The organism is Flavobacterium caseinilyticum, from assembly GCF_004349085.1.
GTDB classification, from domain to species: Bacteria; Bacteroidota; Bacteroidia; order Flavobacteriales; family Flavobacteriaceae; genus Flavobacterium; species Flavobacterium caseinilyticum.
On sequence record NZ_SMFM01000001.1, the window covers coordinates 532,889 to 558,649 of the forward strand.

Genomic DNA, 25,761 nt, shown 5'->3' on the forward strand with positions numbered 1-25,761 from the left:
ATCTTAGTTTTGAGCTTTATCTTTAGATGGAACATAATCCAAAACTAATCTTTGGTTTGGATTTAAATATTTCTTGGCAACATCTCTGATCTCCTCACGAGTGATAGAGTGGTAGATTTCGATTTCAGTGTTGATTAAGTTTACATCACCGTACAACAAATGATAAGAAGCCAAGTTGTCAGCAATACCGTCAATAGTTGAGTTGCTGTTTACGTATTGGTTTTCGAATTTGTTTTGTAATTTTTGTAAATCTTTTTCAGAAAGTAATTCTGTTTGAAGTCTCACAATTTCCAAGTCAATTTCGGCAAGAATATTCTCAGCAGTGTTTGGAGCTTGTGGTAAACCGTAAATGATGTAGCTTCCATAATCTTCTTGGTTGTTGCTAAAAGCACCAATCTGCAAGGCCATTTTCTTGTCGTCTACTATTTTCTTGTATAATCTTGAGCTTTTCCCATCACTTAAAATAGAAGAAATCATGTCCAGTACTCTTGCGTCTCTGGTTTTCATAGAAGGCGTTCTGTACGCTGCTACAATTGCAGGGATTTGGATATTAGCATCTTCAAATTTTGCTTTTATGGTTTGAGTAATTGGTTCTTCAACAAATTTTTCTCTTTGGATAGCCGCTCCTTTTTTGATAGGTCCAAAATATTTTTGAATCCATTCTTTGGCTTGTTCACTTTTGAAATCACCGGCAACAATTAAAACAGCATTGTTTGGAATGTAAAATTTCTTGTTGAAAGCTTGGAATTCTTCTAATGTTGCAGCGTCTAAATGGCTCATAGAACCAATAGTTGCCCAGCGGTACGGGTGTTTTGTGAAAATATTCTTTTTTACTTCCGCTAAAAAGTTTCCGTAAGGCTGATTGTCAACACGAAGTCTTTTTTCTTCCTTTACCACTTCGTTTTGAGTATCAACACCAATTTGATTTATTACGGGGTGTAACATTCTTTCTGCTTCCATCCATAAACCTAATTCCAGGTTGTTAGAGGGGAAAACCTCATAATAATACGTTCTGTCATCAGTAGTGTTAGCATTATTTACACCACCGTTTCCAGTTACAATCTTAAACCACTCACCGCGTTTGATATTTTCGGTTCCTTCAAATAGTAAATGTTCAAAAAAGTGAGCAAAACCAGTTCTCTCCGGATTTTCGTCTTTGGCACCCACGTGGTACATTACTGACGTAATAACAGTAGGAGCAGATGGGTCGTTGTGCAAAATCACATGCAAGCCATTGTCTAATTTGTATTCCTCAAAAGCTACTTTCTGCGCTGAAGCGACTCCTCCTAGCATAAACAAAGCACCTAAAGCCATTAATGAATTTTTCATAAGGTTAATAATTTTGTTAATATGTGAAGTTAGTAGAGGTTTTAAATCTTTTGTTACAATGAAAATAATTCAGTGTGGGAAATTTAACACTAGTTCATCATGCTGCTTCATAAAAATGCTGCAATAGCTTGTAAAATAAGGAATTCTGAGGTAAAAAATATTTTTTTTCTTCAACAGATTGCGAGGTAAATATTTAATTGTATATTTGCATCCTTAAAAATCAATAAATCAATTCGGTATGTATGCAATCGTAGAGATAGCAGGGCAACAATTTAAAGTAAGCAAAGACTTAAAGGTTTATGTTCATCGTTTGACTAATGAAGAAGGTTCAAAAGTTTCTTTTGACAAAGTTCTTTTATTAGACGACAATGGAGCAATCACTTTAGGCGCCCCAGCTATAGAAGGTGCTTCAGTAGAAGCTAAAGTGTTACAACACTTAAAAGGAGATAAAGTTATCGTTTTCAAAAAGAAAAGAAGAAAAGGATACAAAAAGAGAAATGGTCATAGACAATATCTTACTCAAATTGTAATTGAAGGTATTTCTGCATCAGGTGATAAAAAAGCAGCTCCAAAGGCTGAAAAAGTTACTGAAGCAAAAGCTCCAAAAGCAGCAAAAAAAGCTGATGATTTGAAATTAATTGAAGGAGTTGGTCCTAAAGCAGCAGAAGCATTAGTTGAGGCTGGTATTACTACATTCTCTAAATTAGCAAAAACAAGTGCTGATGCGGTAAAAGCAATTTTAGTAGCATCAGAATCTCAATTATCGCATTTAGATCCAACGACTTGGGCTCAACAAGCACAATTAGCTGCAGATGGTAAAATGGATGAATTAAAAAAACTACAAGATGAATTAAACGGTGGTAAAGCTGTTTAATTAATTTATTAACAAATATAAAACTAATACGTCATGGCTCACAAGAAAGGTGTCGGTAGTTCTAAGAATGGTAGAGAATCAGAATCAAAACGTTTAGGTGTTAAGATTTTTGGTGGTCAAGCTGCTATTGCTGGGAACATCATCGTAAGACAAAGAGGTTCAAAACATAATCCAGGTGCAAATGTTTACATTAGTAAAGATCACACACTACACGCAAGAGTAGATGGAGTTGTTTTCTTCCAAAAGAAAAGAGATAACAAATCATACGTTTCTATCCTTCCATTTGAAGTTGAAGCATAATTGATTTTTCTCAATTATTAAAAACCCGTCCTGATTTTATCAGGACGGGTTTTTTCGTATTAATTGAAATATAATAAAAAGGTAAGTATAATTTTTGTTACAGCTCGTAACGATGAAATCACTTGGGTTCCTAATATCCTCTTATACGTAAAATACTCATAGAAGACATAATTACACTTCCTAGACAGTTGCCATGGATTTGTATATTAGCAGAAATCGATTAGGGTAGATCTATACTTTAAATTTTGTAAAAGGTAAAAATGGAAATTTAATTACTTAGATCGTGTACAGTATTTATGAAAATAGTATCGCGTATAATTAATTTAAGCCAAGACCTGATACAAAATAAAGGCATTTAAAAGAAAGTAAAAAAAAGCCGGTAAAGAAACTAGTAAAGAATCTCTCATCTTTATTCTAACGCCTGTACCAAGAAGCATTAGTATCGTTAAGCCTCCGGAAGCAAGAACCAAAACAGTGTGATTTTGAAGGCCTATAAATAAACCGATAGCTCCTGCTAATTCTAAAACAGCAGTTAATGGTCCAAATTTTTCAAGCCCAAAACGTTTGAATTCATTTTTCATATTCGACGAGACAAAATAAGCTATTCCATAAATAAGAAAGGAGGTTGCCGAAAAGAAAATAAGTACGTTTAAAAAATTCATGTTTTGATTATTTGGCCGCTAATACTGCTACAAAAAGAGATAATGCTAAAAGTAATAGAGAAGGAAGATGTTAAAACCAAGGATTTTTGGCTTTGAAATGAAAATATTGTGCGCAAATCATTAAAAAGGCCATCGAAAGCGCCGGTATTAAAACTAATGTTGGAAACCATATTCCCGTAATTAATAATGTTGCTAATGCTATCTTTGAAGCACCTACCATATTTCTGGTCAAATCAGACAAACCGTATTGTTTGAATTCTTTTACAATGTTGTCGAATCTGAAAATCCATACGTAACCTACAGAAAGCGCGATTACAACTTGGGCGATAATGGAATAAATATTCATAATAATATGGTTAAAGGTTTTTTTCTTTAATTCTGACGCAAACGGTGTTACTTTATCTCATTCTCGAAAGAAATATAATGCAATCAAAGATACCATAAACCTGCACTATTACAGTATTATTATTGTGATTTATTACTAAGTAACGGCTGACAAGTCTGTTTTGATCTTTTGTAGACAGATGGAGCGCCGGCACTTTGAAAATAAATTAAGATTTAGAATGATATTAATTTAGCAGCAAACCCTTAATAGTTATTTGGGATTTTCCCCAATTTAATTAAGGTCTTTTGGCTCATTTTTTTTGCAGAGTGAATAGCATAAGTTTGGTAAGGAATTTAATTAGAAGGATTGAATGAATACCCCACGCTAAAAAATAGTCGCACTTTGTTTAGATCGTTAATCCATGAGGTATCAAAATGAAAGGGTCCTAAAATGGATTGATAGGCGATTGCTGCTCCGGCAGACATCAAAACACTGGTTTCTTTATTGTCGTCCCAATTTCCCTTGTTATTAAATGTGCCTCCTATATATTCCTTAAAATTGCCAAAGCCAACAGATGCAATGTCGAAATGTGGTGTCAGGTAAATTTTACCCACGGGATTTAATTGTACGCCAAGTTTAATCGCCGTAAAATGGGTAACATTTAACTCGTCCTCATAAAGGCCCGGAAACACAATCCGATTACTGCCTGAACTTGGTAAAAAACCTCCAATGAAATATTTTGCAGCATAGCCATAATTGGAAAAAGAACCTTGATTGTCTCTTGGCTTGTCTTGAAAAATAAAGTTAGCATCAAGTCCCATTATGCCAGTAATTTTCTTTTTTATTTGTATTCTTTTTTCGAATGCGAACCCTACTTTAGAGAAACCATTTGTGGAACCCGAAAAATCAGTTGAATCTGTTTCTGTGAAAGCGATGCTAATGTCATTAAACAGTGATCGCTTTATATTCGCTTTTAAAATTGTTCCAGTTGTAGCAAAAAAAACTTTATCCATGTCGTTGTATGAATAATGTGCGCTTACTTCTATGTTATTAAAGTTATAGTTCTTAAGAGATAGGACGTTATCATTTATATCGGGATCATTTTTAGGTTTTACTTCGGTGTAGCTATAATTTAATCCAAATCCCACATAACTTTGTAAAGAATTCAAGTTGTGGTTTACCTGATTATTAAATTCGAACGCATTATACAGCATGTTATCGGCGGATTTTCCATCGATGAAAATTTCTTGTTTTAAAAATGCGCCATAAAGTTCCGTTCCCCACCACCAGTCTTTGTTTTTTCCAAAATTTTTCTGAAAATCTATCCGTGCTTTTGGTTGTTCTGCAATATCTGCAGTAACAACAAGGCGAGAAGATTCGGCAAGAACGTTTCTGGCATTATAATTAAGAATTAGTCCAGCTCCTCTGTAGGTATCGTAATGCAGCGATGCATTAACTTGATTTTTAGAATATTCAGATCCGTTTAAGATTAGTCCTAATTTGTCATCGTCTTTTACGAAATAACTGTACGTGATCTGATTAAAAAGATTCGTACCCATGGCGCTTTGGATGCCTTTTGTTAAATCTTTGGTCGAATATTTTGTTTGCGTTTTGATATTTGTTCGAGCAATAACTAGCGGAAGATTTTCCTTAGTGATATTTTTATAAATGATGGTGTCAATGACAAATTCGCTTGAAACCTTTGGCAGTTCGTGAGTTCGTTGTTTAAATCCTTTTAATTTTTCTGCTAATGCTGCTAATGCTTCTAGATTAAGATTGGTTGCAATTTTACCATCTTTGTAGATTTCGTTACTTTTTGTAAAATCAGCGGTAGAAAATCTCAAGTTAGGCAAGTGATCTACTAAAATGTCACATAGTTTACGATTATCGGGATCTTTGATATTGCTGGGAAACATGCTGGTTTGCATCAGTACAGCTATAAAATTATCTAATTTATCTATAGGTTCCAGTCCTCCGCCTACATCACTGCCAATGATGATGTCGGCACCCATTTTTTTGGCAACATCGGAGGGGAAATTATTCATGACACCGCCATCAACCAAAAGAGTTTTTTCATAAGGCATAGTTTTAAAAACAGCGGGAAGTGACATGCTCGCTCTCATCGCAAATGCTAAATTACCTTTGCTAAGTACAACTTCTTTACCATATACAACATCTGTAGCCATTGCTCTGAAAGGAATGGAAAGATTGTCAAAGTCTTTGATATTGTAGACAGGGAAAGTTAATTCTGTAAGAAATTCTCTTAAATATTGATCATTTAATAATGAACTTACACTTGTTGGTTTTCCGTCTTTAATTCCTATTCCGGCCAAATATCGTTGAAACTCGCTTTTTTCTTCCACACTCACGCTTTTTAAAGACACGTTTCCTCCAAGGAGTTTGTCCCAATCGATATCTCTGGTTATTTTTTCGATACTGTCGCCAGAATATCCCATGGCATACATACCTCCGATTACACTTCCCATACTGTTTCCTACAATTAGATCCGGAACAATATTCAAAGAGTCTAAAGCTTGTAAAAGTGGAATGTGTGCTATTCCTTTGGCTCCGCCGCCACTTAGAACCAAAACTACTTTAGGTTTTTTCTCCTGAGCAAAAATAAATTGGCTGAGTAAAAGAGAAAACAATAGGACGAATAGATAAGCTGTTTTTTTCAAAAGTATAAGAATTATATAATATTTAAGTTTGGGGAAGTATTTTGCTAATTGTGTGTGTTAATAGATTTACAAACATACTCTATTTTTGTGCAACGTAAGTATTTGATAACGCTGCATTTCTGAAGAATTACCTATTGGTATTGTTTTTAAGTATGAAAAGTAAAAAACCCTTGCTCCCGAAAATTCGGGACTGCAAGGGTTCTAAAAATCCAATAGTCTAAAAATCTAATTTTAGACTAATATCTGTAATATTCCGGTTTGAATGGACCTTCAACTGGGACACCAATATAATCAGCTTGATCAGTACGTAAAGTCTCTAATTCAACACCTAATTTAGCTAAGTGCAACATGGCTACTTTCTCATCTAAGTGTTTTGGTAACATGTACACGTCGTTGTTGTATGCCGCGCTGTTTTTCCATAATTCGATTTGCGCCAAAGTTTGGTTTGTAAATGAGTTACTCATTACAAAACTTGGGTGACCTGTAGCACAACCAAGGTTTACCAAACGACCTTCAGCTAAAATGATAATGTCATTTCCAGCAATAGTATATTTGTCAACTTGTGGTTTAATTTCGATTTTTGATGCACCATGGTTTGTATTCAACCAAGCCATATCAATTTCGTTATCAAAATGCCCGATGTTACAAACGATAGTTTTGTCTTTCATTTTTTCGAAATGAGAACCCAAAACGATATCTTTATTTCCGGTAGTGGTAATGATAATATCAGCGGTACCAATAACCGTGTCTAATTTCTTTACTTCAAAACCGTCCATTGCAGCTTGAAGCGCGCAAATTGGGTCAATTTCAGTAACCGTAACAATAGAACCAGCACCTCTAAAAGAAGCAGCTGTTCCTTTACCTACGTCGCCGTAACCACAAACAATTACTCTTTTTGCAGCAAGCATAATATCTGTTGCACGACGAACCGCATCAACTGCAGATTCTTTACAACCGTATTTGTTGTCAAATTTCGATTTAGTAACCGAGTCATTCACGTTGATTGCCGGCATAGGCAATGTTCCCGCTTTTACTCTTTCGTATAATCTGTGAACTCCAGTTGTAGTTTCTTCAGACAATCCTTTGATTCCCGCAATCAATTCCGGGTAACGGTCAATAACCATGTTGGTCAAATCTCCACCGTCATCAAGAATCATATTCAATGGCTTTCTGTCTTCGCCAAAGAATAAAGTTTGCTCAATACACCAGTCAAAATCTTCCTCGTTCAAACCTTTCCAAGCGTAAACCTGAATTCCTGCAGCAGCAATCGCAGCAGCAGCCTGATCCTGAGTTGAGAATATGTTACAAGAAGACCAAGTAACTTCAGCGCCAAGCGCGATTAAAGTCTCGATCAAAACCGCGGTTTGGATTGTCATGTGCAAGCATCCTGCAACACGAGCACCCGCAAGAGGTTGTTCGTTTTTGTATTCCGCACGAAGCGCCATTAAACCTGGCATTTCAGCTTCTGCTAATTCAATTTCTTTTCTTCCCCACGCCGCCAGGGAAATGTCTTTAACTTTGAAAGCCACGAAAGGCATAGTTGCTGTACTCATTTATAGTATATTTGTAATTACTTCGTCCGTTCGCCTTTCGGCTCGGGCGTAAAATTTTTTGCAAATTTACGCAATAAGTTTATAATTTAACTAAATTCCAAAATAATTGTGAATTGTTTAATTTGCTAATCTTACGAGCTTTAGATAAATAATTTACATTTGAAGCTAATCCTGCTGTACACTGTATCTTTTGTTCTGAACACCAGAACAAAAGGATGCCGTTTCCATCAGGGCTAAAAATCATAAAATACGACTATGCCTCTTTTTAAAACCATAAATTTTAATTCCACTACTCAAATTTTAATTTGGAAAATCACCGAACCTTTTTCCGAATTAAACCAGCAAATTGTCCTCAATGAAAGTAATCAGGTTCGGCTAAAAGGAATGAAGTCTGAAATGCATCAACGCGCCTTTTTAAGTGTCCGTAAGTTATTGCAAAAGGCAGGTTATGAAGATTTGGATGTCTATTATGACACCTTTGGGAAACCACATTTATACGATGGGAAGCACATTTCCATCACACATTCCCATGAATTTTCCGCCATCATAATCAGCGACGAAACCGTAGGAATCGACATCGAACTGCAACGTGTTAAAATAATGAAAATAGCGCATAAATTCTGTAATTCGGAATTTCAGTTCTTAGCTGAAGATTCCGCTAACGAAAATAAACAGCAGTACATTCGAAAATTAACGGTTATTTGGGGCGCAAAAGAAGCTATTTTCAAAATTAGAAATGAAAAAGGAATTAGTTTCAAAGAACATATAACTGTTTATGATTTTAACCTAAACGTTAAACAAAATAAATCGCAATTGCATTTCGAAAATAAAATACAAGACTTTGCTGTCCATTTTGAAGAAATAGATGATTTCACTTTAGTTTATGCTTTCGAAAATTAAAAACTAACCGCAAATTAGCGAATTAGCGGTAAAAACATATGGAGAACCTATACAATCAAATAATAAAATCCAAAACGAATAACCAAAAATTACTGGCTATTCTTCTTGATCCCGATAAATTAGTTTTGGAAAACCTTGAACTTTTAATTTCAAAAATTAATTGTTCACCGGCAACTCATATTTTCATTGGCGGAAGCCTTGTTGAAAACAACATTATCGATGAACTAATCGTGAAAATTAAACAAAACTGCAATTTACCAATCGTTCTTTTTCCCGGAAACCCATCTCAGATTTCAGATAAAGCCGACGCGATTTTATTTTTGTCACTGATCTCTGGTCGCAATGCTGATTTTTTAATTGAACATCAGGTAAATGCGGCTCCAGTTTTAAAGAAAACCCAACTCGAAATTATTTCCACGGGATATCTCTTGATTGAAAGTGGCACGGAAACCGCGGTAGAACGCATCAGTAAAACCAAACCTTTAGAACGAAATAATCTGGATTTAGTATTGGCAACCGCACAAGCCGGCGAAATGTTAGGCAATAAGTTGATTTATCTGGAAGCTGGAAGCGGTGCGAAACAAGCCGTTCCGCTGGAAATGATTGCAGTAGTTTCCCAAAATATTGGAATTCCTTTACTTGTTGGTGGTGGAATTGTAGATTTGCAGGGAATTCAAAACGCTTATGATTCCGGAGCTGATTTAGTAATTATAGGAACCGCTTTTGAAAACAATATTAATTTTTTTAATTCTGAAAACAAAAATCGTTATTCAGCAATCTAAAATCAAATGATAGATTATTTTTTTTCTCAATACAACGAATACCCAACATTAGATATTATCTTAGAAATTGTAGCTGTTATTTTTGGTTTGTTGAGCGTTTGGTACGCCAAAAAAGACAATATTTTGGTTTTTCCAACCGGTTTAGTAAGTACCTCCATATTTGTGTATTTACTCTGGAAATGGACTTTGTGGGGTGATATGATGATCAACGGCTATTATTTTGTGATGAGTATTTATGGTTGGTACCATTGGACTCGGAAAAAAGGTGATACTGAAGAGTTCCCAATTTCAAAAATTTCTACATCAGAAAAAAGAATTGCGATAATTCTTTTTATATTTACCGTCGCCTTTGTGGTTTCGGTTTATCACTATTTTGGTAAATTCACTACATGGTATGCGTATGTAGACACGTTTATTACAGGGATTTTCTTTGTGGGAATGTGGCTCATGGCTAAAAGAAAAGTAGAGAACTGGATATTTTGGATCATTGGAGATGTACTTTCAATTCCGCTGTATTTTGCAAAAGGATACACTTTTACCAGTTTTCAATATATAGTATTTACAGTAGTTGCCATTTTTGGCTATTTAGAATGGAAGAAAATCTCAGACAGCTCTCAAGCGGAGCTACAAAATTAATTAAAATAGCTCTATTTGGCCCCGAAAGCACCGGCAAAACAACTTTAGCCAGACAGCTTGCGGAATATTATTTAACGGAATGGGTTCCTGAATTTGCTCGTGATTATCTGCAAGAAAAATGGGATGCAAGTCAGCAAATTTGTTCTGTCGATGACATGCTGCCTATTGCTTATGGTCAGACCAAATTAGAAAATGAGCAGACGCTGATTGCCAATAAATACCTTTTTTGTGATACTAATTTAATGGTGACCAAAGTTTTCTCGGAGGTGTATTATAACTATTGTGATCCTTTGTTGAATGAAGCTGCTAGCCAACACGAGTACGATTTGTTTTTTCTGACCGATATTGATGTTCCTTGGGAAAGAGATGATTTGAGAGACAAAGCGGAGGGAAGAGAATCTATTTTTGCGGTTTTTAAGCAATCTTTAATCGATAATAATAAGCCATTTATAACACTTTCCGGAGACAAGGATTTACGCCTTAAAAAGGCAATTGCTATTATTGATGATTTGACTCTGGCCAAAGAATTGGGGTTTTCATCGGCTGATTTTGTGTATATTCAGCAATATGGAATTTCAATTGCAACTATTCAAACGCAACTGAATTTTTTTAAACAGGGAATACCAAAAGCGAATTTAATCAGTCCGGCAACATTGTCAAACGGTATTTTAAAATTATCTGAAAAAGATTTTCAGGAAAAAGCCGATTTTTTTGATGCGCAAAAATCAGGTCTCAAATTAAATAAATTTGTTCCCGCATCTGGAGCAGCCAGCAGAATGTTTAAGTTTTTGATGGAATTTATCAATGAATTTGATGTTGAAAACGAATCGATAAACGCTTACATCAATCGAAAAAAAGCGAATAAACTTTCCATTTTTATTGTAGGAATGGAGAAGTTTCCTTTTTTCGAAACAATACATAAGCAATTGAAAGCTGAATTTACTGATTTTGATACTTTGGATCGAAGTTTTAAAAATTACTATTTCATAAAATTGCTTTTGTCAGCGGACTTTTTTGATTTTGCTAATAAACCAAAAGGGATTCTTCCGTTTCATAAATACGATACCCATACAGCAACTCCCGTTGAAGAGCATTTACTGGAATGCACGAATTATTCCAGTGCTAATAACAGTTCTAATTTACATTTCACAGTATCAGAATCACATCAGAAACATTTTGAAAAAATTATAGATGCGATTAAATCTAAAATTGAAAAGGAATCAAATGTGGCAATAAATGTTAGCTTTTCCTATCAAAATAAGAGTACTGACACCCTTGCGGTTACTATAAAAAATAAGCCGTTCCGCGATGAAAATGGACAATTAGTTTTCAGACCCGGAGGTCATGGCGCTTTGATTGAAAATTTGAATAATTTGGATGCTGATATCGTTTTTATTAAAAATATTGACAACGTCATTCAAAATAATTTACAGAAAATATCTTTGTACAAAAAAGGTTTGGCGGGAATATTACTGGGAATTCAGCAACAGGTTTTTAGTTATCTAAACACGTTGGATGCTGCATCAATTGAACCCGAGTTGATAGATGAAATGATTCTTTTTTTAAAGGCTAATTTAAATATTTCATTGAAGGGTGATTTTTATTCTGCTGGTTTGGAAAAGATAATCCCTGAATTGCAAACTGTTTTAAACAGACCGATACGTGTATGTGGAATGGTAAAAAACGAAGGAGAACCTGGCGGTGGCCCATTTTGGGTGCAAGATAATCAAGGAGGAATTTCATTGCAAATTGTTGAAAGTTCTCAAGTCGATTTAGACAATGACAATCAAAAGGCAATTTTGAATGCCGCTACACATTTCAATCCGGTGGATTTAGTTTGTGGCATTAAAAATTATAAAAATGAGAAATTTGATCTGACTCAGTTTGTTGATAATAATAGTGGTTTTATTGTAGAGAAAAATGTAGCAGGCAAAAGTATCAAAGCATATGAGTTGCCGGGTTTGTGGAATGGCGCAATGGAAAATTGGCTGACTGTATTTGTTCAGGTGCCGTTGATTACTTTTAATCCGGTAAAAACAGTGAATGATTTGTTGAAACCGGCACATCAATCCTAAAATAAAAACACATAGATGGAAATTGATAAAATCATATCCGAATTAACTTTTAAAGCCGTCCGCAGTAGTGGAGCCGGTGGTCAGAACGTAAATAAAGTTTCCTCGAAAGTGGTATTGACTTTTGATTTGAAAAATTCTCAGGCTTTAACCGAAGAGGAAAAACTTTTGGTTGAAACCAAATTATCTTCCAGATTGACTACTGATGCTATTTTGATATTGAATTGTGATGAAGATCGAAGTCAATTTAGAAACAAAGAAATTGTGATCAAACGATTTTTGGAACTGATAAAAAATGCATTGTTTATTCCAAAAGAAAGAAAGCCTACCAGAATTCCTAAATCTGTCATTAGAAAGCGTATAAAGGATAAAAAGAACATTTCTGAAATTAAAAAGACACGCAGAAAACCTGATTTTTAAAATTTATTCCAATTCATAATTTATAATTCACAATTTATAATTAGTTTTGCGCTGTCTCAAAGGGGTGCTCTAAATAACGAGCTGAGATTATACCCAACGAACCTGAACAGGTAATGCTGTTAAGGGAAAAAATGACAAAAAAATAGCGTGCACACTACTTTATTTGTCATAGGAAACAATCATTTTTTAATTTAACAAAAAGAATAATTCCCCCTTTTATTCGTAATCTTTTTACGGATGAATACTATTATTATTAGTCGCAAAATTGCAAAGTCGCAAAGTTGCAAAGTTTTAAAATACAAGGTTCTAACTCCTTGTACTTCTATTTTCTTTTCTCTATTTTCTTTAGTATCCTTTTCACAAGTCAAAGACACTATACAAGTCAATCCACTTGATGAAGTCTTGGTTTCGGCCGTTCGGGTCACTACAAAAACGCCGGTTAGTTTTAGTAATTTAGGTAAAAAGGAAATCAAATTCCGAAATTTAGGGCAGGATATTCCAATTCTGATGAATTATTTACCGTCAGTCGTTACGACATCTGATGCCGGAAATGGCGTGGGATATACCGGAATTCGGGTTCGTGGTAGCGATGCGACAAGAGTGAATGTTACCATCAATGGAATTCCATACAATGATTCCGAAAGTCATGGAACTTTTTGGGTGAACATGCCTGATTTTGCATCTTCAGTGGAGAGTTTGCAATTGCAGCGCGGTGTAGGAACTTCTACTAATGGAGCGGGCGCTTTTGGTGCCAGTTTAAATATGCTTACCGATAATTTTGCCAAAGAAAGTTCGGGCGAAATCTCCAACTCTTTTGGAAGTTTCAATACCAGAAAACACACGGTAAAATTCAGTACGGGTTTGATGAACGATCACTTCGAAATTGCAGGACGATTATCGGCGATCAAGTCAGATGGGTTTGTAAATCGTGGAGCTTCTGATTTGAAATCGTATTTTCTGCAGGGAACCTATGTGGGCAAAACTACTTTGATAAAAGCATTGGTTTTCGGTGGGACCGAAAAAACGTACCAGTCTTGGAATGGAATAGACGGCGAAACGTTACAAAATGACCGAACCTTTAATTCAGCAGGTGCCTTCACGGACGAACAAGGAAATGCTCGTTTTTATGACAATGAAACCGATAATTACCAGCAAGATCACTCACAATTGCTTTGGAATGAAAAAATATCTGACAACTGGAGTACGAATTTTGCTTTGCATTACACAAAAGGCAAAGGATTTTATGAAAACTATAAAGAAGATGCTGATTTTGCCGATTATGGATTACAGCCCGTTGGTGCAGTTTCAACAACGGATTTAGTGCGTCAGAAATGGTTGGAAAATGATTTCTACGGAACTACTTTTTCTGCTAATTATAAGGATGAAAAACTGGATGTGATTTTTGGAGGTGGTTGGAACAAATATGAAGGCGACCATTTCGGAAAAGTGATTTGGGCACGATTTGCTTCTCAGAGTGAGTTAGGAAATCGCTATTACGATGATTATGCCAATAAAACCGACGGGAATATTTTTGCGAAAGCCAATTACCAAATCACGGAACAATTAAGTTTATTTGGAGATTTGCAATATCGATCAGTGAATTACAAAGCCAATGGTGTTCAACCAACACTTGTGGATGACACTTTTAATTTTTTTAATCCCAAAACGGGATTAACCTATACGATCAATTCTGGAAATTCTGTGTATTTATCCTATGCCAGAGCCAATCGCGAACCAAATAGGAGTGATTACGAAGGCGGAAATGTAAAGCCGGAAAAGCTGAATGACTTTGAATTGGGTTGGCGATATGTTGCGAAAAAAGTACAATTCAATACGAATGTGTATTATATGGCCTACAAAGACCAATTGATTCTGACAGGAAATTTAGATGATGTAGGCGCTCCGATACGTTCCAACAGCGAAAAAAGTTACCGTTTAGGATTGGAAGTTGATGCTACAATAGCGTTGACAGACCAATTGATTATTCGTCCTAATTTTACGTTGAGTGCTAATAAAAATATTGATTTAGCAGTAGAAGGCCAGAATTATGGGACTACTGATATTGCGTATTCACCTTCAATTATTGCAGGAAACATTATGGTCTATACGCCAATTGAAAATCTTCATATTTCATGGTTACAGAAATTCGTTGGAGAACAATACATGAACAACATCGAATTACCGGCAGCAAAATTGGCTGATTATTTTGTCAATGACTTAAATGTTGCCTACACTTTTAAACCTAAATCCATCTTCAAAGAAATTGTATTGACCGGTTTAGTGAATAATTTTTTAGATAAGAGATACGTTTCTAATGGATACATGTATGATATCTATCCTTACTATTACCCACAAGCAGGAATTAATTTCCTTGCCGGACTGACGCTGAAGTTTTAGAGAATTGAATTGTTTGTTATTGGATGAAATCCTGATGGTTCGCTGTCAGGATTTTTATGGTTTAATTATAAACGCGCAACACATTACCATTTACCTGAACACGATATTGCTTCAGCGGGTATTGCAATTTCCCCTGTCCGGTAAACAAACTATATTCTGAATTATCACATCCGCAAAGGGCATTTATACCATTTATGGTCATCGTAGAACAACTGCTTAACGCTTGGTTGGGACAAGCAGCATCAAAAGCATTGTAGCCGCTACCGGTATTGAAAACAATGATTCCACGTGCGCCTACTCCCGGATAAAAAACGGCATTACTTACATATTTAAGATTCGAATACGCGGGCAAATTCATATTAATATCTACTGTAAAAGTATAATTAGGGACAAAAGGATTGGTGTTATCAAAACCTGAATCACTACATGAAAAAAAGAAAGGAATAATAAGAAAAAGAAGTGCGTATTTTTTCATTTTAAAATAGTGTCAAAGTATTAGCGAAACAAATTTAATTTATTTAACTTTGAATTATATATGATTAACATATATTTATAGACGAAAAAAAAAATAAAAGTATCTTTGTGGAAAGAAATCCCGTCCTGATGGGATTTTTTCTATTTATATAAATGAGGAAGTTATGAGCACAGTATCGTATTACACAGCAGAAGGTTTAAAGAAATTAAGAGAGGAATTGGATCACTTAAAAAGTGTTATGCGTCCAAAAGCATCCGCTGATATAGCGGAAGCAAGAGACAAAGGCGACCTGTCCGAAAATGCCGAATATGATGCGGCTAAGGAAGCGCAAGGCATGCTCGAAATGCGCATTGCTAAACTGGAAGAAGTACATTCTAACGCCAGATTAATTGATGAATCTCATTTAGATCTTTCGAAAGCATTGGTGTTGTCCAATGTAAAAATCAAAAACCAAACCGACGGGACGGAAATGACCTACACGTTGGTAGCGGAAAGTGAAGCGGATCTAAAAACAGGGAAAATCTCTGTAACATCACCAATTGGTAAAGGTTTATTAGGCAAAGCAGTAGGTGAATTCGCTGAAATCACGGTGCCAAACGGTGTTTTGAAATTTGAAATTTTAGAAATCACACGCGACTAAATAGTTAAAAGTTTACTCGGTTAATTGTTTAACCGATTAATCGATAGAACAATTAACCAATTGCATAATGTCAAGTATATTTACAAAAATTATAAAAGGAGAAATTCCGTGTTACAAAATTGTAGAGGATGAAAATTTCCTCGCTTTTTTGGATGTAAATCCAAATGCAAAAGGACACACGCTTTGTATTCCAAAACAAGAAGTCAATAAGATTTTTGAGATGAATGATGATTTGTATATAGGGTTAATGCAGTTTTCCAAGAAAATTGCAGTGGCTCTAGAGAAAACAGTTCCTTGCAAAAGAATTGGGATGGCAGTTGTGGGACTTGAAGTTCCTCACGCGCACGTTCATTTGATTCCGTTGAATGAAATGGATGAAATGCGTTTTCAAAATAAAGTAGCACTATCTAAAGATGAATTTGAAGCTTTGGCAGAAAGCATAAAAACCAATTTAGAATAGTTGCATAGATAAAATATTTTGGTATGATTTTCGTTAAAAAGGGAATAGGTGAAAACCTGTTCCCTTTTCTAATTTGTTAAGACTACATTCTGTACCATGAAAAACATTTTTTTGTTGCTTTTTTTCTTTTTCTCCTTTTTAAGTTTTGGACAAGTGAATTCCGAATATGCTGCGGTTGATGCCAAAATGGCGGCTATTCCTGCTTCTTCAACAACCTCTACCGAAGCGATTGCCAACTATATCAATGCTAATTTTAAAACAGAAACGGATAAAATCCGAGCTGCTTTTTATTGGACTGCATCTAACATTAGTTATGATGTAGCAAATATGTTTGCCGTAAATTTTAATGAAACGGTGCAGCAAAAAATCGCAAAGACGCTAACAACTAAAAGAGGCGTTTGCATTCATTATGCTGTTGTTTTTAATGAGCTTTCGCAAAAAATCGGAATCCAATCCTATAAAATTGAAGGATACACTAAGCAAAACGGAAAAGTAAGCGACTTAGCTCATGCTTGGACAGCAGTAAAAATTGATAAAAGATGGTATGTTTTTGATCCAACATGGGGTGCAGGATATGTAAATAACGGGAAATATTCAAAAAAGCTGAACAACGTTTATTTCAAAGCAGATCCTTCTAAAATAATTGCATCCCACATTCCATTTGATTATTTATGGCAATTTTCGAATTATCCTTTTACCAATGGTGAGTTTTATGAAGGGAAAATTCAAATAAATAAAACTAAGAAATATTTTGATTTTGAGAAGGAGATTACCAAATATAATGCTTTGTCTGAAGCAGATCAACTATTTGCTTCAGCGGAAAGAATAGAGAAAAATGGATTGAAAAACGCTATGATTCTCGAGCGTTACGAAGGAAAAAAGCAACAGTTGACTTATTTGCGACACAATTCAAATATCGAGAAATTAAATGCAGTTGTGGATGACATGAATCATGCCGTTGTCTTATTGAATGATTTTATTCAGTACCGCAACATGAAGTTTAATCCTGCTTTATCAGATGCTGATATTAGCAACATGATTGAAACACCAAGAGAGAAACTAGCCAAATGTCAGGACGAAATATATAAAATTGGTTCGGTTGGTAATGCGAATGCCGCTAATGTGAATTCAATAAGGAAATCGATTAGTGCTGCATTGGCGCAAGCTGAAGAACATTCTTTATTTGTAAAAAATTATTTGAGCAGGTCTAAAATGGTCCGAAAAACAATGTTTTCTAAAGTGTCATGGTATGGCGTTCCATTAAACTAAATCACTTTTTTAAAAGTGACCTGCATGGTTGTCCCTTTTCCAATTTCGGAATTCAGAACTTTTATGTTTCCTTTATGGTATTCTTCCACAATTCTTTTAGTCAATGAAAGACCCAAACCCCAACCTCTTTTTTTGGTGGTGAAACCAGGTTCAAAAATGCTTTTGAATTGTTTTTTTTGAATTCCGCTTCCTGTATCTGAAACGTTTATTTTTACTGAATCACCTTCTTGCTGAATTTCTAAAGCTAATTTTCCTCTTCCTTTCATGGCATCGATAGCGTTTTTCACTAAATTCTCAATGGTCCAACTATGAAGAGTAGGGTTAAGAGATACCATAATAGGATACTTTGGCGCGTTGAACGAAAACTCAATTTGTTTGGAAAATCTGGATTGCAGATAGTCGTAGGACTGCTGTGTTTCAGCTACGATATCTTTATTTTCTAATTTGGGTTCTGATCCAATTTTTGAAAAACGATCTGTAATGGTTTGCAAACGCTCGATATCTTTTTCAATTTCAAATGTAGTGCTTTCGTCCACATTTTCAGATTTTAAGAGTTCGACCCAGCCAATCAGTGACGAAAGCGGAGTTCCTATCTGGTGCGCTGTTTCCTTGGCCATTCCGGCCCAAAGTTTGTTTTGGGTTGCCATTTTGGTGCTTCGATAAAAATTATAAACTAAACCTCCAAAAAGTACGATTATTAGCACTAAAGCAACCGGATAGTATTTGAGTTTGTTCAACAAAGCCGAATTTCCGTAATATAATTTTTGAAATTTTCCGGGAACATATTCAATTACTATAGGTTCATTTTCACTTTTTAAATCCGATAAAAAAGCCGCGGCCTTTTCACTATCTTTTATAATTTCTGCATCAATATTGACATTATTTATAATACTGTCATTCTCTGTTAGGATAATAGGAATGGAAGTGTTGTTGCTGAAAATTTGAAGTGGAAGTTCCACATCTGTATTTTCTCCGGCATTGATGAGTGTTTTTTGGGCATTGGCCCAAAGATTCATTTTCAGGCGTTCTTCATTTTTGAAGATTTGAAAAAAAGTATACGTATTCCAAAGAATTAGTGAAATGATTAAAAAAGAAGCAAAAATTATAATCCAACGGGTTGTGTTTTTTCTTTCAGAAAACGGCATAGACAATTTTTTTTATTTATAAATATAACGAAATAAACAGGCTTGTATTTTAGTTTTGGTCAAAGTATTTTTTAGAATAAAAATACATATTATTTTCGTTCTAAATCTGCTATCAAACTCTTTAAACTTAATTCATTTACCTATTTTTGTATCTTTCAGCTAAAAATTAAAAAAGTATGATTACAATTGATCCAAAAACTATTGAAACTGCAAAACTGCAAGGGTATTTGCAAAGTTCAGTGGGACCAAGACCTATTGCTTTTGCCAGTACGATGGATGCAGAGGGGAATCCTAATGTATCGCCTTTTAGTTTCTTTAACGTGTTCAGCGCGAATCCGCCAATTCTTATTTTCTCACCAGCAAGACGCGTTCGCGACAATTCAATAAAACACACTTTAATCAATGCTGAAGCAACTGGAGAAGTGGTCATAAATGTGGTGAATTATGATATGGTACAACAGATTTCTCTGGCCAGCACGGAGTATGCGGATGGTGTGGATGAGTTTCTAAAATCAGGTTTGACTCCGATTGCTTCGGAGGTGGTGAAACCCTTTCGAGTAAAAGAATCTCCTGTTCAATTTGAATGCAAAGTAACTCAGATTATTCCGCTTGGAACAGAAGGTGGAGCGGGGAATTTAGTGCTTTGTGAAGTCGTTCGCATTCATATTGACGAATCAGTTTTAGACGAAAATGGTTCAATTGATCAATACAAAATTGACTTGGTTTCGAGATTAGGCGGTAATTGGTATTCGAGATCAAACCAAGGGCTTTTTGAAGTACCAAAACCATTGTCTACTTTAGGAATTGGAGTGGATGCCATTCCAAATTTTATAAAAGAAAGTTCGGTTTTTAACGGAAATGATTTAGGTATGTTGGGGAATGTAGAAGCCTTGCCTACATTGGAAGAAGTTAGTATATTTGTGCAACAGAATTTTGCAGTAAAAGGAGTTTTAAGCGCTGATGATCAGCAAAAAGTACACTTGGCGGCAAAAAAATATCTGGATGATAATGATGTTTTATCGGCTTGGAAAGTACTTTTGGCAAAAAAATAATAGTATAAATAACATTAAAAAATAACGAAGATGGAAGTTACAGGAAAAATTAAAATGCTTGGGGATGCAAAAAATGTGGGAAGCGGAAGTTTCTTGAAAAGAGAATTAGTTGTAACTACTGAGGAGCAATATCCACAACATATTTTGGTAGAATTTGTACAAGATAAATGTGATTTATTGAACAGTTTCAAAGTGGGTGAAGCGGTAAAAGTTTCTATCAATTTAAGAGGGCGTGAATGGGTTGATCCACAAGGAGTGACTAAATATTTTAACGCCATCCAAGGTTGGAGAGTTGATAGAGTAGCTGCTGAAGCAACTTCTGCACAAATGCCTCCAATGCCGGCTGCAGAAGCATTTGCACCAGCAACAAACCTAAACGAAGACGAAGCAGACGATTTACCATTCTAAGACATAAATAGTTAAAAGTTAGAAGTCAGAAGTTTGAGTTTTACTTGAATTTCTGACTTTTTTATTGGTCATGGATCTAGTTAAAATTATGTATTTTACTGCATTTATCTTTTAATAGCTAGAAATTCGTGGCAAATAAATAAGTGCTACAATCGTGAAGATTTTAACTCTGTCGATCAAAATTATGAATTTGCAGTTCATGATTGTTTATTTTTTGAAATCAGCATTGCCATTAATTTTTGAAATTCAAAAATGTATTATTTATCTCCAGATTTATTTTTCCCGCCCGTTTCCGAAGCTAGTTGGGACGGAATTTTAGCCATTGGCGGTGATTTATCATCGGAACGATTGCAGCTTGCTTATAAAAGCGGCATCTTTCCATGGTTTGAAGATGGCGAACCTATTATGTGGTGGTCACCAAACCCCAGAATGGTTTTATTTCTGGATGAATTGATTGTTTCAAAAAGTATGCGAAACATTCTGAATCGAAATGTTTTCAAGGTAACTTTCAATCAGAATTTCAGGGATGTAATTTCAAACTGTCAAAATATAGAACGTGACGGTCAAAACGGTACTTGGATTACAAATGATATGATTGAAGCCTATTGTAAACTGCATGAATCAGGAATAGCAAAATCAGTCGAAGTTTGGCAAGATGAGGTTTTGGTTGGCGGTTTGTACGGAATCGATTTGGGAAATATATTTTGTGGTGAAAGTATGTTTTCAAAAGTTTCGAATGCTTCCAAAGTGGCTTTTATTGCTTTGGTCAACCAATTAAAATTAGAAAATTACAAACTATTGGATTGCCAAGTGTACAACCCGCATCTTGAAAGTTTGGGTTGTAGGGAAATAGAAAGAAGTGATTTTATGAAAATTCTGAAAAGCAAATAATCTTCAGATTCCGATTTTTTATAGTTTTTTCTTCCTGTAAACTGAGACTGTAAACTGAAAAACTATTTACTCTTCCAGCAATCTGCTACATGATCATCAACCATTCCGGTGGCTTGCATATGGGCATAAATCACTGTGGAACCCACAAATTTGAATCCGCGTTTTTTTAAATCTTTACTAATCACATCAGAAAGTGGTGTGGTAGCAGGGACCTCTTGCAAGGATTGTCGGTTGTTTTGAATGGGTTTTCCATCAGTAAATTGCCAAATGTATTTTGAGAAACTTCCAAATTCTTCTTGTATTTTCATAAAGGCTGCGGCATTCGAAACGGCAGCGCGAACCTTCAATTTATTGCGGATGATTCCGGCGTCTTGCAGTAATTCCTGAATTTTATCTTCGGTATAAAGGGCTACTTTTTTATAGTCAAAATCATCAAAAGCTAATTTGAAGTTTTCTCTTTTTTTAAGAATTGTAATCCAACTTAGTCCCGCTTGGAAAGTCTCCAAGATTAAGAATTCAAATAATTTTTGGTCCTCATAAACTGGAACGCCCCATTCTTCGTCATGGTATTTTTCGTAAATATCAATTCCAACGCACCATTTACATCTTATTTTTTCTTCCATGTTTTTATTCTTTTTCTGAGGCTAAGTAGTTTTTTATAATGTAGTGACCCAAGTAAATTAAAGGAGTCAGAAGGATGGCAATTCCGAGTTTAAAAGTATAACCCGTTAATGCAGATGTGATAAAAGTATCAAAATTTATTTTTCCGGGTAACCAAAAAGCGATTCCTAGTACAATAAAAGAATCGAATAATTGAGAAATAATAGTGGAACCCGTGGCTCTGAGCCATATTTTTTTGTTTCCTGTGCGGTTTTTGAAGAACCAAAAAACCGTTACGTCTATCAATTGAGAAACCAGGAACGCAATAATGCTCCCCACAATAATCCACATGCTTTGTCCAAAAACCGCAAAAAATTGTTCGTCATTTACCGGGCTTATTCCTTTTGCGGCGGGAATATTGATGGCGAAAAGTAACACTAGAAAGGAATAGGCTATTAAACCAGCTGTAATTAAGGAAAGTTTTTTTACTCCTTTTTCTCCAAAATATTCATTGATCAAATCAGTAGTCAGGAAAACAATAGGCCAAGGCAAAATACCAATGCTCATTACAAACGGACCTATTTGTATCAGTTTTCCACCGATGAGTTCGGCCGTAACAGCATTAGTAATAAATATCCCAGCCAGGATTATAAAAACAAGTTCTTTTTTCGTTTTAAACATGATTTACGATTTGTAATCAAAATTAATATTTTATTTGAAAAGTATTAATTTGTATAGTTGTTTCCATTGTAGATTTATTTTAAACATGATTCTTTTTTTTTATTGAATAAAATCGTTTGATTGATTTCTAATCACATTGGTAAAAAAGAAGAATCGTGCAAGTTTAGTATTTTTATTAGAGACAGTTTTTCGATTATTAATTTAAAATTTTGCATTAAATAAGGCAATTTTTGCTTGGCAATCTTATCTAACATAGCTTTCGTTATTTATTCTTTACTTAGGATATTTTAACAATTTGGATTTTTTGCACGATGTTGAAAAAAAATATGACTATAAAAAAAAAGAGTCCAACTTGTGGACTCCTTTGTTTAATTAGTTTTAATTGGATTAAAATCCGCTTACATTCAATCTACCACCTGTTGCACATTTTCCAGAAAGTGATGAAGTAGGAGTAGCGCTGTTCAAAAGTGCAGCTTTAATTTGTGCAGCTGTTGCTCCAGGATTCAAAGATGCGTATAAAGCAGCCGCTCCTGACACATGCGGAGTTGCCATTGAAGTTCCGTTATAACTAGCATAGCTAGAGATAACCTTACCCTTAGATCTTGTAGGTACTGTTGACCATATTCCTGAACCAGGAGCTCCTAAATCAACAGAGGTAGCGCCAAATTGAGAGAAACTTGATAAGGCACCTGTATTTGTAATTGAAGCAACGGCGATTACATTTGCGTTAGGATAACTTGCAGGATAGCTTGGTGTGGCATCATTGTTAGTTCCACTATTTCCTGCAGCAGCAATGAAAAGTATTCCAGCAGTATTGGCTCTCTCAATTGCATCCTGAAGACCTTGTGAGAATCCTCCTCCTCCCCAAGAGTTATTAGTAGCCACAATGTTTAAGCCATGTCTTGTTTTTAAATCAGTGAAATAGTCAATTGCTTTAATTGCATTTGCTAATGTTCCGCCTGTTCCGCTTAAAAATTTAGCATTTATCATTTTTACATTCCATACAACACCAGCAACACCTTTTCCATTCCCACCTACAGCGCCAATAGTTCCGGCAACATGTGTTCCGTGGTCATCGTCAACTCCGTCAAAAACAGTATTGTTGTTTCCTGCAAAATCCCAGCCATACACATCATCAACAAGGCCATTACCATCATCATCTATGCCATTAGCATCTATTTCTCCTGGGTTTTTACCTGCATTTGCTGCTAAATCATCATGAGCATACATGTAACCTTCGTCAATAATACCGATATACACAGTAGCTGATCCTAACTTATTGTTTGCCCAAGCAGTTGAGGCTTGCGAACCAAACTGATTCGATGGAGAAGTTGTGGATCCATACATGCCCCAAAGTGAACCATTAGTATAATAAGTGTCATTTGAAACTGCAAAATGATTGTATATCCAGTTTGGCTCTGCATACTCTACTTCTTGTAAATCTTTAATAAGTTCAATAGCTTCCATTGTGCTTAGCTTTGAATTTACCAATAAAAGTTTTCCACCTGTAGTGTTTGTTTTAGCATTGGAAATTTTCATAGAATTGGTGTTAATAACTTCTACTGTAGTTCCTCCAATTAGAGATAAAATGTTTGTTGATGTTTTAGCTCCAGTTTCTGCAGGTTTGAATTTAATAAGTAGTTGGTTCGCAACATAACTTGGTTTTACCTTATTTTGTACTACTTCTGTTGGGTTTAAATTTTCATCAGAACAAGAGGAAAATGCGAACAAGACTAAAGAGGCAATAAATAATTTTTTCATAAATTTAAGTTTTTGGTTTAAAACGTTAAAAGTATTAAAAAAATATGTTAATTATAATTTTTCTGGTAAAAGTATAAATAATTTTAGGTGCTAGTCCTTATATGTTGCATTTTTATGTTACGTGTTTTGAGATAGGAATTTTCGTTTGGTATTTTTAAGCTATTTAATTTTAATTGTTTGCGGTTAATAGACACCGCATGAAGTTCAGTTTTTTATAATCTAATATGTTTAAAAGTTTTTTTTAATGAATACGATATAAAAACCCATTTCAAATCTTTTTGAAATAGGTTGTATATAAATCTGAGTTCCAAATTTGTAATCTGAAATCCAAATATCAATTTATCCTAACGCAGCTCTTTTGAAACCAGCTCTGAGCAAGATTTTGTTGTTTCCTATACAGTTTTTGAAAAACCAAAAAACCGTTACGTCCATAAATTGAAAAACCAAGAACGCAATAATACTTCCCCCTACGATCCACATGCTTTGACCAAAAACAGCAGTAAATTGCGCATCATTTACTGGACTAATACCCTTCGCTGCCGGAATACTTGTAGCCAAAAGTAAAATAAGGAAGGAATAGGCGATCAAATCAGCTGTGATTAGAGACAATTTCTTTACTCCTTTTTCTCCAAAGTATTCAATGATTAAATCGGTAGTCAGGAAAACAATAGGCCAAGGTAAAATACCAATGCTCATTAAAAACGGACCTATTTGTATCAGTTTCTCAGCGATGACTTCTGCAGTAACAGCATTAGTGATAAAGATTCCGGCTAGAATGACAAAAACAAGATATTTTTTTGCTTTTAAAAAGAAAGGAATTTTAGAGTAAAATTTAGTGTTTTAATTTTTTTAAAATAATGCGAGTCGTATAAATTTAGCTATGGTTTTTTAGCTGGAAGTACTTCTTGGTTTTAGGAGTCTGGTGTTTTTATCGTTTTAAGAAACGTTATCGTATAAGTTGCTAATTACAAAATCGTTATAAATCCCAGTGTTTTCAGTATTGTAAGAATATTTTGGTATTATTTTATTTAATTGTAGTATATTTATTAGGTTATATTGTTTTTTCTTTTTTGCTTTGATCCCGGACGTCCAAAACCACTTGCTGAAAAAATCAGTAGCTATTTAACCAAATTATTTTAAAACTATGAAAAAATTCTTACTGAGTGCAACTTTATTAGTCGCCTTTTCTTTAACTTCGTTTGCTGCTGAAAAAGAGTTCATCATTGTACTAAATGCGAGCATTGAATCTGATATTGCACTTACCAAGAAGGTGGATGATGGTTGCGAAACTTTTGTATATAGATGGGCAGAAGGAGAAAGTGATGGTGAAGTAGGAATGATATTAACATTTCACAGCATTAAATTCGAAATCTGTTCAGATATAATTATTATTATTTAACAATAAATTTAAAATTAACCAATAAGGTTTTCGGTTTTACTCCTTATGTAAT

Annotated in this window: 25 protein-coding genes and 1 pseudogene; 15 read left to right on the plus strand and 11 right to left on the minus strand. The window is 34.8% G+C overall.

The features are described from left to right. Window positions 1-3: 3 nt before the first annotated feature. Entirely contained in the window at window positions 4-1,329 is a 1,326-nt protein-coding gene (locus tag E0F89_RS02395) for a M16 family metallopeptidase (RefSeq protein WP_131908257.1), read from the minus strand. A gap of 238 nt (window positions 1,330-1,567) precedes the next feature. Here E0F89_RS02395 and rplU point away from each other — a divergent pair, with 238 nt between their 5' ends. Together rplU and rpmA are read left to right on the plus strand one after the other, a co-directional pair. Beyond that, window positions 1,568-2,203 carry a 50S ribosomal protein L21 gene (gene rplU / locus E0F89_RS02400; protein ID WP_131908258.1) on the plus strand — a complete coding sequence of 212 codons (636 nt, stop codon included), beginning with the start codon at window positions 1,568-1,570 and terminating at the stop codon, window positions 2,201-2,203. Window positions 2,204-2,236: 33 nt separating this feature from the next. Then, complete coding sequence (gene rpmA, locus E0F89_RS02405; protein ID WP_086453627.1) at window positions 2,237-2,503, plus strand: 50S ribosomal protein L27; 267 nt, start codon at window positions 2,237-2,239, stop codon at window positions 2,501-2,503. Between the two features lie 323 nt (window positions 2,504-2,826). Here rpmA and E0F89_RS02410 read toward each other — a convergent pair whose 3' ends face one another. The 4 genes from E0F89_RS02410 to ahcY all read right to left on the minus strand — a co-directional run bounded on the left by E0F89_RS02410 (window position 2,827) and on the right by ahcY (window position 7,721). Then, a complete protein-coding gene (locus E0F89_RS02410; RefSeq protein WP_131908259.1) occupies window positions 2,827-3,165 on the minus strand; it encodes a DoxX family protein in 339 nt (112 codons plus the stop codon). 70 nt (window positions 3,166-3,235) lie between these two features. Beyond that, complete coding sequence (locus tag E0F89_RS02415) at window positions 3,236-3,511, minus strand: DoxX family protein (RefSeq protein WP_131908260.1); 276 nt, start codon at window positions 3,509-3,511, stop codon at window positions 3,236-3,238. A gap of 332 nt (window positions 3,512-3,843) precedes the next feature. Beyond that, window positions 3,844-6,168 carry a patatin-like phospholipase family protein gene (locus tag E0F89_RS02420; protein ID WP_131908261.1) on the minus strand — a complete coding sequence of 775 codons (2,325 nt, stop codon included), beginning with the start codon at window positions 6,166-6,168 and terminating at the stop codon, window positions 3,844-3,846. 236 nt (window positions 6,169-6,404) lie between these two features. Continuing rightward, complete coding sequence (ahcY, locus tag E0F89_RS02425; RefSeq protein WP_131908262.1) at window positions 6,405-7,721, minus strand: adenosylhomocysteinase; 1,317 nt, start codon at window positions 7,719-7,721, stop codon at window positions 6,405-6,407. Between the two features lie 255 nt (window positions 7,722-7,976). Here ahcY and E0F89_RS02430 point away from each other — a divergent pair, with 255 nt between their 5' ends. The 6 genes from E0F89_RS02430 (at window position 7,977) to E0F89_RS02455 (ending at window position 14,928) form a co-directional block, all read left to right on the plus strand. Then, entirely contained in the window at window positions 7,977-8,621 is a 645-nt protein-coding gene (locus E0F89_RS02430; protein ID WP_131908263.1) for a 4'-phosphopantetheinyl transferase family protein, read from the plus strand. Window positions 8,622-8,659: 38 nt separating this feature from the next. Next, on the plus strand, window positions 8,660-9,403 hold the full coding sequence (locus E0F89_RS02435; RefSeq protein ID WP_131908264.1) for a geranylgeranylglyceryl/heptaprenylglyceryl phosphate synthase: 744 nt from the start codon (window positions 8,660-8,662) through the stop codon (window positions 9,401-9,403). A 6-nt stretch (window positions 9,404-9,409) separates the two neighbouring features. Beyond that, window positions 9,410-10,039, plus strand: coding sequence for a nicotinamide riboside transporter PnuC (gene pnuC / locus E0F89_RS02440; protein WP_131908265.1), 630 nt, complete (start codon window positions 9,410-9,412; stop codon window positions 10,037-10,039). Next, the gene (locus E0F89_RS02445) at window positions 9,994-12,114 is read left to right on the plus strand and encodes a DUF4301 family protein (RefSeq protein WP_131908266.1); all 2,121 of its coding nucleotides are present in this window, start codon (window positions 9,994-9,996) and stop codon (window positions 12,112-12,114) included. The genes pnuC and E0F89_RS02445 overlap by 46 nt, the downstream gene beginning before the upstream one ends. 15 nt (window positions 12,115-12,129) lie before the next feature. After that, window positions 12,130-12,531 (plus strand): alternative ribosome rescue aminoacyl-tRNA hydrolase ArfB, encoded by a 402-nt coding sequence (arfB, locus tag E0F89_RS02450; protein ID WP_131908267.1) that lies wholly within the window; start codon window positions 12,130-12,132, stop codon window positions 12,529-12,531. 237 nt (window positions 12,532-12,768) lie between these two features. Next, window positions 12,769-14,928: a TonB-dependent receptor gene (locus tag E0F89_RS02455; RefSeq protein ID WP_131908268.1), complete on the plus strand. Its 2,160-nt coding sequence runs from the start codon at window positions 12,769-12,771 to the stop codon at window positions 14,926-14,928. A 61-nt stretch (window positions 14,929-14,989) separates the two neighbouring features. Here the strand turns inward: E0F89_RS02455 and E0F89_RS02460 are convergent, their stop codons facing one another. Then, a complete protein-coding gene (locus tag E0F89_RS02460) occupies window positions 14,990-15,403 on the minus strand; it encodes a Rieske (2Fe-2S) protein (protein WP_131908269.1) in 414 nt (137 codons plus the stop codon). A gap of 163 nt (window positions 15,404-15,566) precedes the next feature. Between E0F89_RS02460 and greA the strand changes: the two genes are divergently transcribed. The 3 genes from greA to E0F89_RS02475 all read left to right on the plus strand — a co-directional run bounded on the left by greA (window position 15,567) and on the right by E0F89_RS02475 (window position 17,772). Beyond that, window positions 15,567-16,043, plus strand: a complete 477-nt coding sequence (greA, locus tag E0F89_RS02465; protein WP_131908270.1) for a transcription elongation factor GreA — start codon at window positions 15,567-15,569, stop codon at window positions 16,041-16,043. A 67-nt stretch (window positions 16,044-16,110) separates the two neighbouring features. After that, a complete protein-coding gene (locus E0F89_RS02470) occupies window positions 16,111-16,503 on the plus strand; it encodes an HIT family protein (protein ID WP_131908271.1) in 393 nt (130 codons plus the stop codon). A 96-nt stretch (window positions 16,504-16,599) separates the two neighbouring features. Then, the gene (locus E0F89_RS02475; protein WP_131908272.1) at window positions 16,600-17,772 is read left to right on the plus strand and encodes a transglutaminase domain-containing protein; all 1,173 of its coding nucleotides are present in this window, start codon (window positions 16,600-16,602) and stop codon (window positions 17,770-17,772) included. On the opposite strand, the gene E0F89_RS02480 is transcribed toward E0F89_RS02475, so the two are convergent. Next, window positions 17,769-18,917 (minus strand): sensor histidine kinase, encoded by a 1,149-nt coding sequence (locus E0F89_RS02480; RefSeq protein WP_131908273.1) that lies wholly within the window; start codon window positions 18,915-18,917, stop codon window positions 17,769-17,771. The genes E0F89_RS02475 and E0F89_RS02480 overlap by 4 nt on opposite strands. 176 nt (window positions 18,918-19,093) lie before the next feature. Here E0F89_RS02480 and E0F89_RS02485 point away from each other — a divergent pair, with 176 nt between their 5' ends. The 3 genes from E0F89_RS02485 (at window position 19,094) to aat (ending at window position 21,268) form a co-directional block, all read left to right on the plus strand. Continuing rightward, window positions 19,094-19,969, plus strand: coding sequence for a flavin reductase family protein (locus tag E0F89_RS02485; protein ID WP_131908274.1), 876 nt, complete (start codon window positions 19,094-19,096; stop codon window positions 19,967-19,969). A 30-nt stretch (window positions 19,970-19,999) separates the two neighbouring features. Next, complete coding sequence (locus E0F89_RS02490) at window positions 20,000-20,377, plus strand: DUF3127 domain-containing protein (protein ID WP_131908275.1); 378 nt, start codon at window positions 20,000-20,002, stop codon at window positions 20,375-20,377. A gap of 252 nt (window positions 20,378-20,629) precedes the next feature. Then, window positions 20,630-21,268 (plus strand): leucyl/phenylalanyl-tRNA--protein transferase, encoded by a 639-nt coding sequence (aat, locus tag E0F89_RS02495; RefSeq protein WP_131908276.1) that lies wholly within the window; start codon window positions 20,630-20,632, stop codon window positions 21,266-21,268. 62 nt (window positions 21,269-21,330) lie between these two features. On the opposite strand, the gene E0F89_RS02500 is transcribed toward aat, so the two are convergent. The 4 genes and pseudogenes from E0F89_RS02500 to E0F89_RS02515 form a co-directional block, all read right to left on the minus strand. After that, entirely contained in the window at window positions 21,331-21,891 is a 561-nt protein-coding gene (locus tag E0F89_RS02500) for a DNA-3-methyladenine glycosylase I (protein WP_131908277.1), read from the minus strand. A gap of 4 nt (window positions 21,892-21,895) precedes the next feature. Beyond that, the gene (locus tag E0F89_RS02505; RefSeq protein ID WP_131908278.1) at window positions 21,896-22,549 is read right to left on the minus strand and encodes a queuosine precursor transporter; all 654 of its coding nucleotides are present in this window, start codon (window positions 22,547-22,549) and stop codon (window positions 21,896-21,898) included. 387 nt (window positions 22,550-22,936) lie between these two features. Continuing rightward, on the minus strand, window positions 22,937-24,310 hold the full coding sequence (locus E0F89_RS02510; protein WP_131908279.1) for a S8 family peptidase: 1,374 nt from the start codon (window positions 24,308-24,310) through the stop codon (window positions 22,937-22,939). Between the two features lie 369 nt (window positions 24,311-24,679). Next, window positions 24,680-25,069 (minus strand): annotated as a pseudogene (locus E0F89_RS02515) (queuosine precursor transporter); the annotation flags it as partial. Between the two features lie 385 nt (window positions 25,070-25,454). On the opposite strand from E0F89_RS02515, the gene E0F89_RS02520 reads away from it, so the two are divergent. Then, a complete protein-coding gene (locus E0F89_RS02520; protein ID WP_131908281.1) occupies window positions 25,455-25,709 on the plus strand; it encodes a hypothetical protein in 255 nt (84 codons plus the stop codon). The last annotated feature ends 52 nt before the right edge of the window (window positions 25,710-25,761 follow it).

What these genes read in the sequence shown, in the direction of transcription:
- E0F89_RS02470 (WP_131908271.1), top strand. Translation starts at nt 16,111, where the DNA reads ATGTCAAGTATATTTACAAAAATTATAAAAGGAGAAATTCCGTGTTAC.
- ahcY (WP_131908262.1), bottom strand. Translation starts at nt 7,721, where the DNA reads ATGAGTACAGCAACTATGCCTTTCGTGGCTTTCAAAGTTAAAGACATT.
- E0F89_RS02445 (WP_131908266.1), top strand. Translation starts at nt 9,994, where the DNA reads ATGGAAGAAAATCTCAGACAGCTCTCAAGCGGAGCTACAAAATTAATT.
- greA (WP_131908270.1), top strand. Translation starts at nt 15,567, where the DNA reads ATGAGCACAGTATCGTATTACACAGCAGAAGGTTTAAAGAAATTAAGA.
- E0F89_RS02520 (WP_131908281.1), top strand. Translation starts at nt 25,455, where the DNA reads ATGAAAAAATTCTTACTGAGTGCAACTTTATTAGTCGCCTTTTCTTTA.
- E0F89_RS02500 (WP_131908277.1), bottom strand. Translation starts at nt 21,891, where the DNA reads ATGGAAGAAAAAATAAGATGTAAATGGTGCGTTGGAATTGATATTTAC.
- aat (WP_131908276.1), top strand. Translation starts at nt 20,630, where the DNA reads ATGTATTATTTATCTCCAGATTTATTTTTCCCGCCCGTTTCCGAAGCT.
- E0F89_RS02430 (WP_131908263.1), top strand. Translation starts at nt 7,977, where the DNA reads ATGCCTCTTTTTAAAACCATAAATTTTAATTCCACTACTCAAATTTTA.
- E0F89_RS02435 (WP_131908264.1), top strand. Translation starts at nt 8,660, where the DNA reads ATGGAGAACCTATACAATCAAATAATAAAATCCAAAACGAATAACCAA.
- E0F89_RS02475 (WP_131908272.1), top strand. Translation starts at nt 16,600, where the DNA reads ATGAAAAACATTTTTTTGTTGCTTTTTTTCTTTTTCTCCTTTTTAAGT.
- E0F89_RS02410 (WP_131908259.1), bottom strand. Translation starts at nt 3,165, where the DNA reads ATGAATTTTTTAAACGTACTTATTTTCTTTTCGGCAACCTCCTTTCTT.
- E0F89_RS02510 (WP_131908279.1), bottom strand. Translation starts at nt 24,310, where the DNA reads ATGAAAAAATTATTTATTGCCTCTTTAGTCTTGTTCGCATTTTCCTCT.
- E0F89_RS02490 (WP_131908275.1), top strand. Translation starts at nt 20,000, where the DNA reads ATGGAAGTTACAGGAAAAATTAAAATGCTTGGGGATGCAAAAAATGTG.
- rpmA (WP_086453627.1), top strand. Translation starts at nt 2,237, where the DNA reads ATGGCTCACAAGAAAGGTGTCGGTAGTTCTAAGAATGGTAGAGAATCA.
- arfB (WP_131908267.1), top strand. Translation starts at nt 12,130, where the DNA reads ATGGAAATTGATAAAATCATATCCGAATTAACTTTTAAAGCCGTCCGC.
- rplU (WP_131908258.1), top strand. Translation starts at nt 1,568, where the DNA reads ATGTATGCAATCGTAGAGATAGCAGGGCAACAATTTAAAGTAAGCAAA.
- E0F89_RS02395 (WP_131908257.1), bottom strand. Translation starts at nt 1,329, where the DNA reads ATGAAAAATTCATTAATGGCTTTAGGTGCTTTGTTTATGCTAGGAGGA.
- E0F89_RS02505 (WP_131908278.1), bottom strand. Translation starts at nt 22,549, where the DNA reads ATGTTTAAAACGAAAAAAGAACTTGTTTTTATAATCCTGGCTGGGATA.
- E0F89_RS02415 (WP_131908260.1), bottom strand. Translation starts at nt 3,511, where the DNA reads ATGAATATTTATTCCATTATCGCCCAAGTTGTAATCGCGCTTTCTGTA.
- E0F89_RS02480 (WP_131908273.1), bottom strand. Translation starts at nt 18,917, where the DNA reads ATGCCGTTTTCTGAAAGAAAAAACACAACCCGTTGGATTATAATTTTT.
- E0F89_RS02485 (WP_131908274.1), top strand. Translation starts at nt 19,094, where the DNA reads ATGATTACAATTGATCCAAAAACTATTGAAACTGCAAAACTGCAAGGG.
- E0F89_RS02455 (WP_131908268.1), top strand. Translation starts at nt 12,769, where the DNA reads ATGAATACTATTATTATTAGTCGCAAAATTGCAAAGTCGCAAAGTTGC.
- pnuC (WP_131908265.1), top strand. Translation starts at nt 9,410, where the DNA reads ATGATAGATTATTTTTTTTCTCAATACAACGAATACCCAACATTAGAT.
- E0F89_RS02460 (WP_131908269.1), bottom strand. Translation starts at nt 15,403, where the DNA reads ATGAAAAAATACGCACTTCTTTTTCTTATTATTCCTTTCTTTTTTTCA.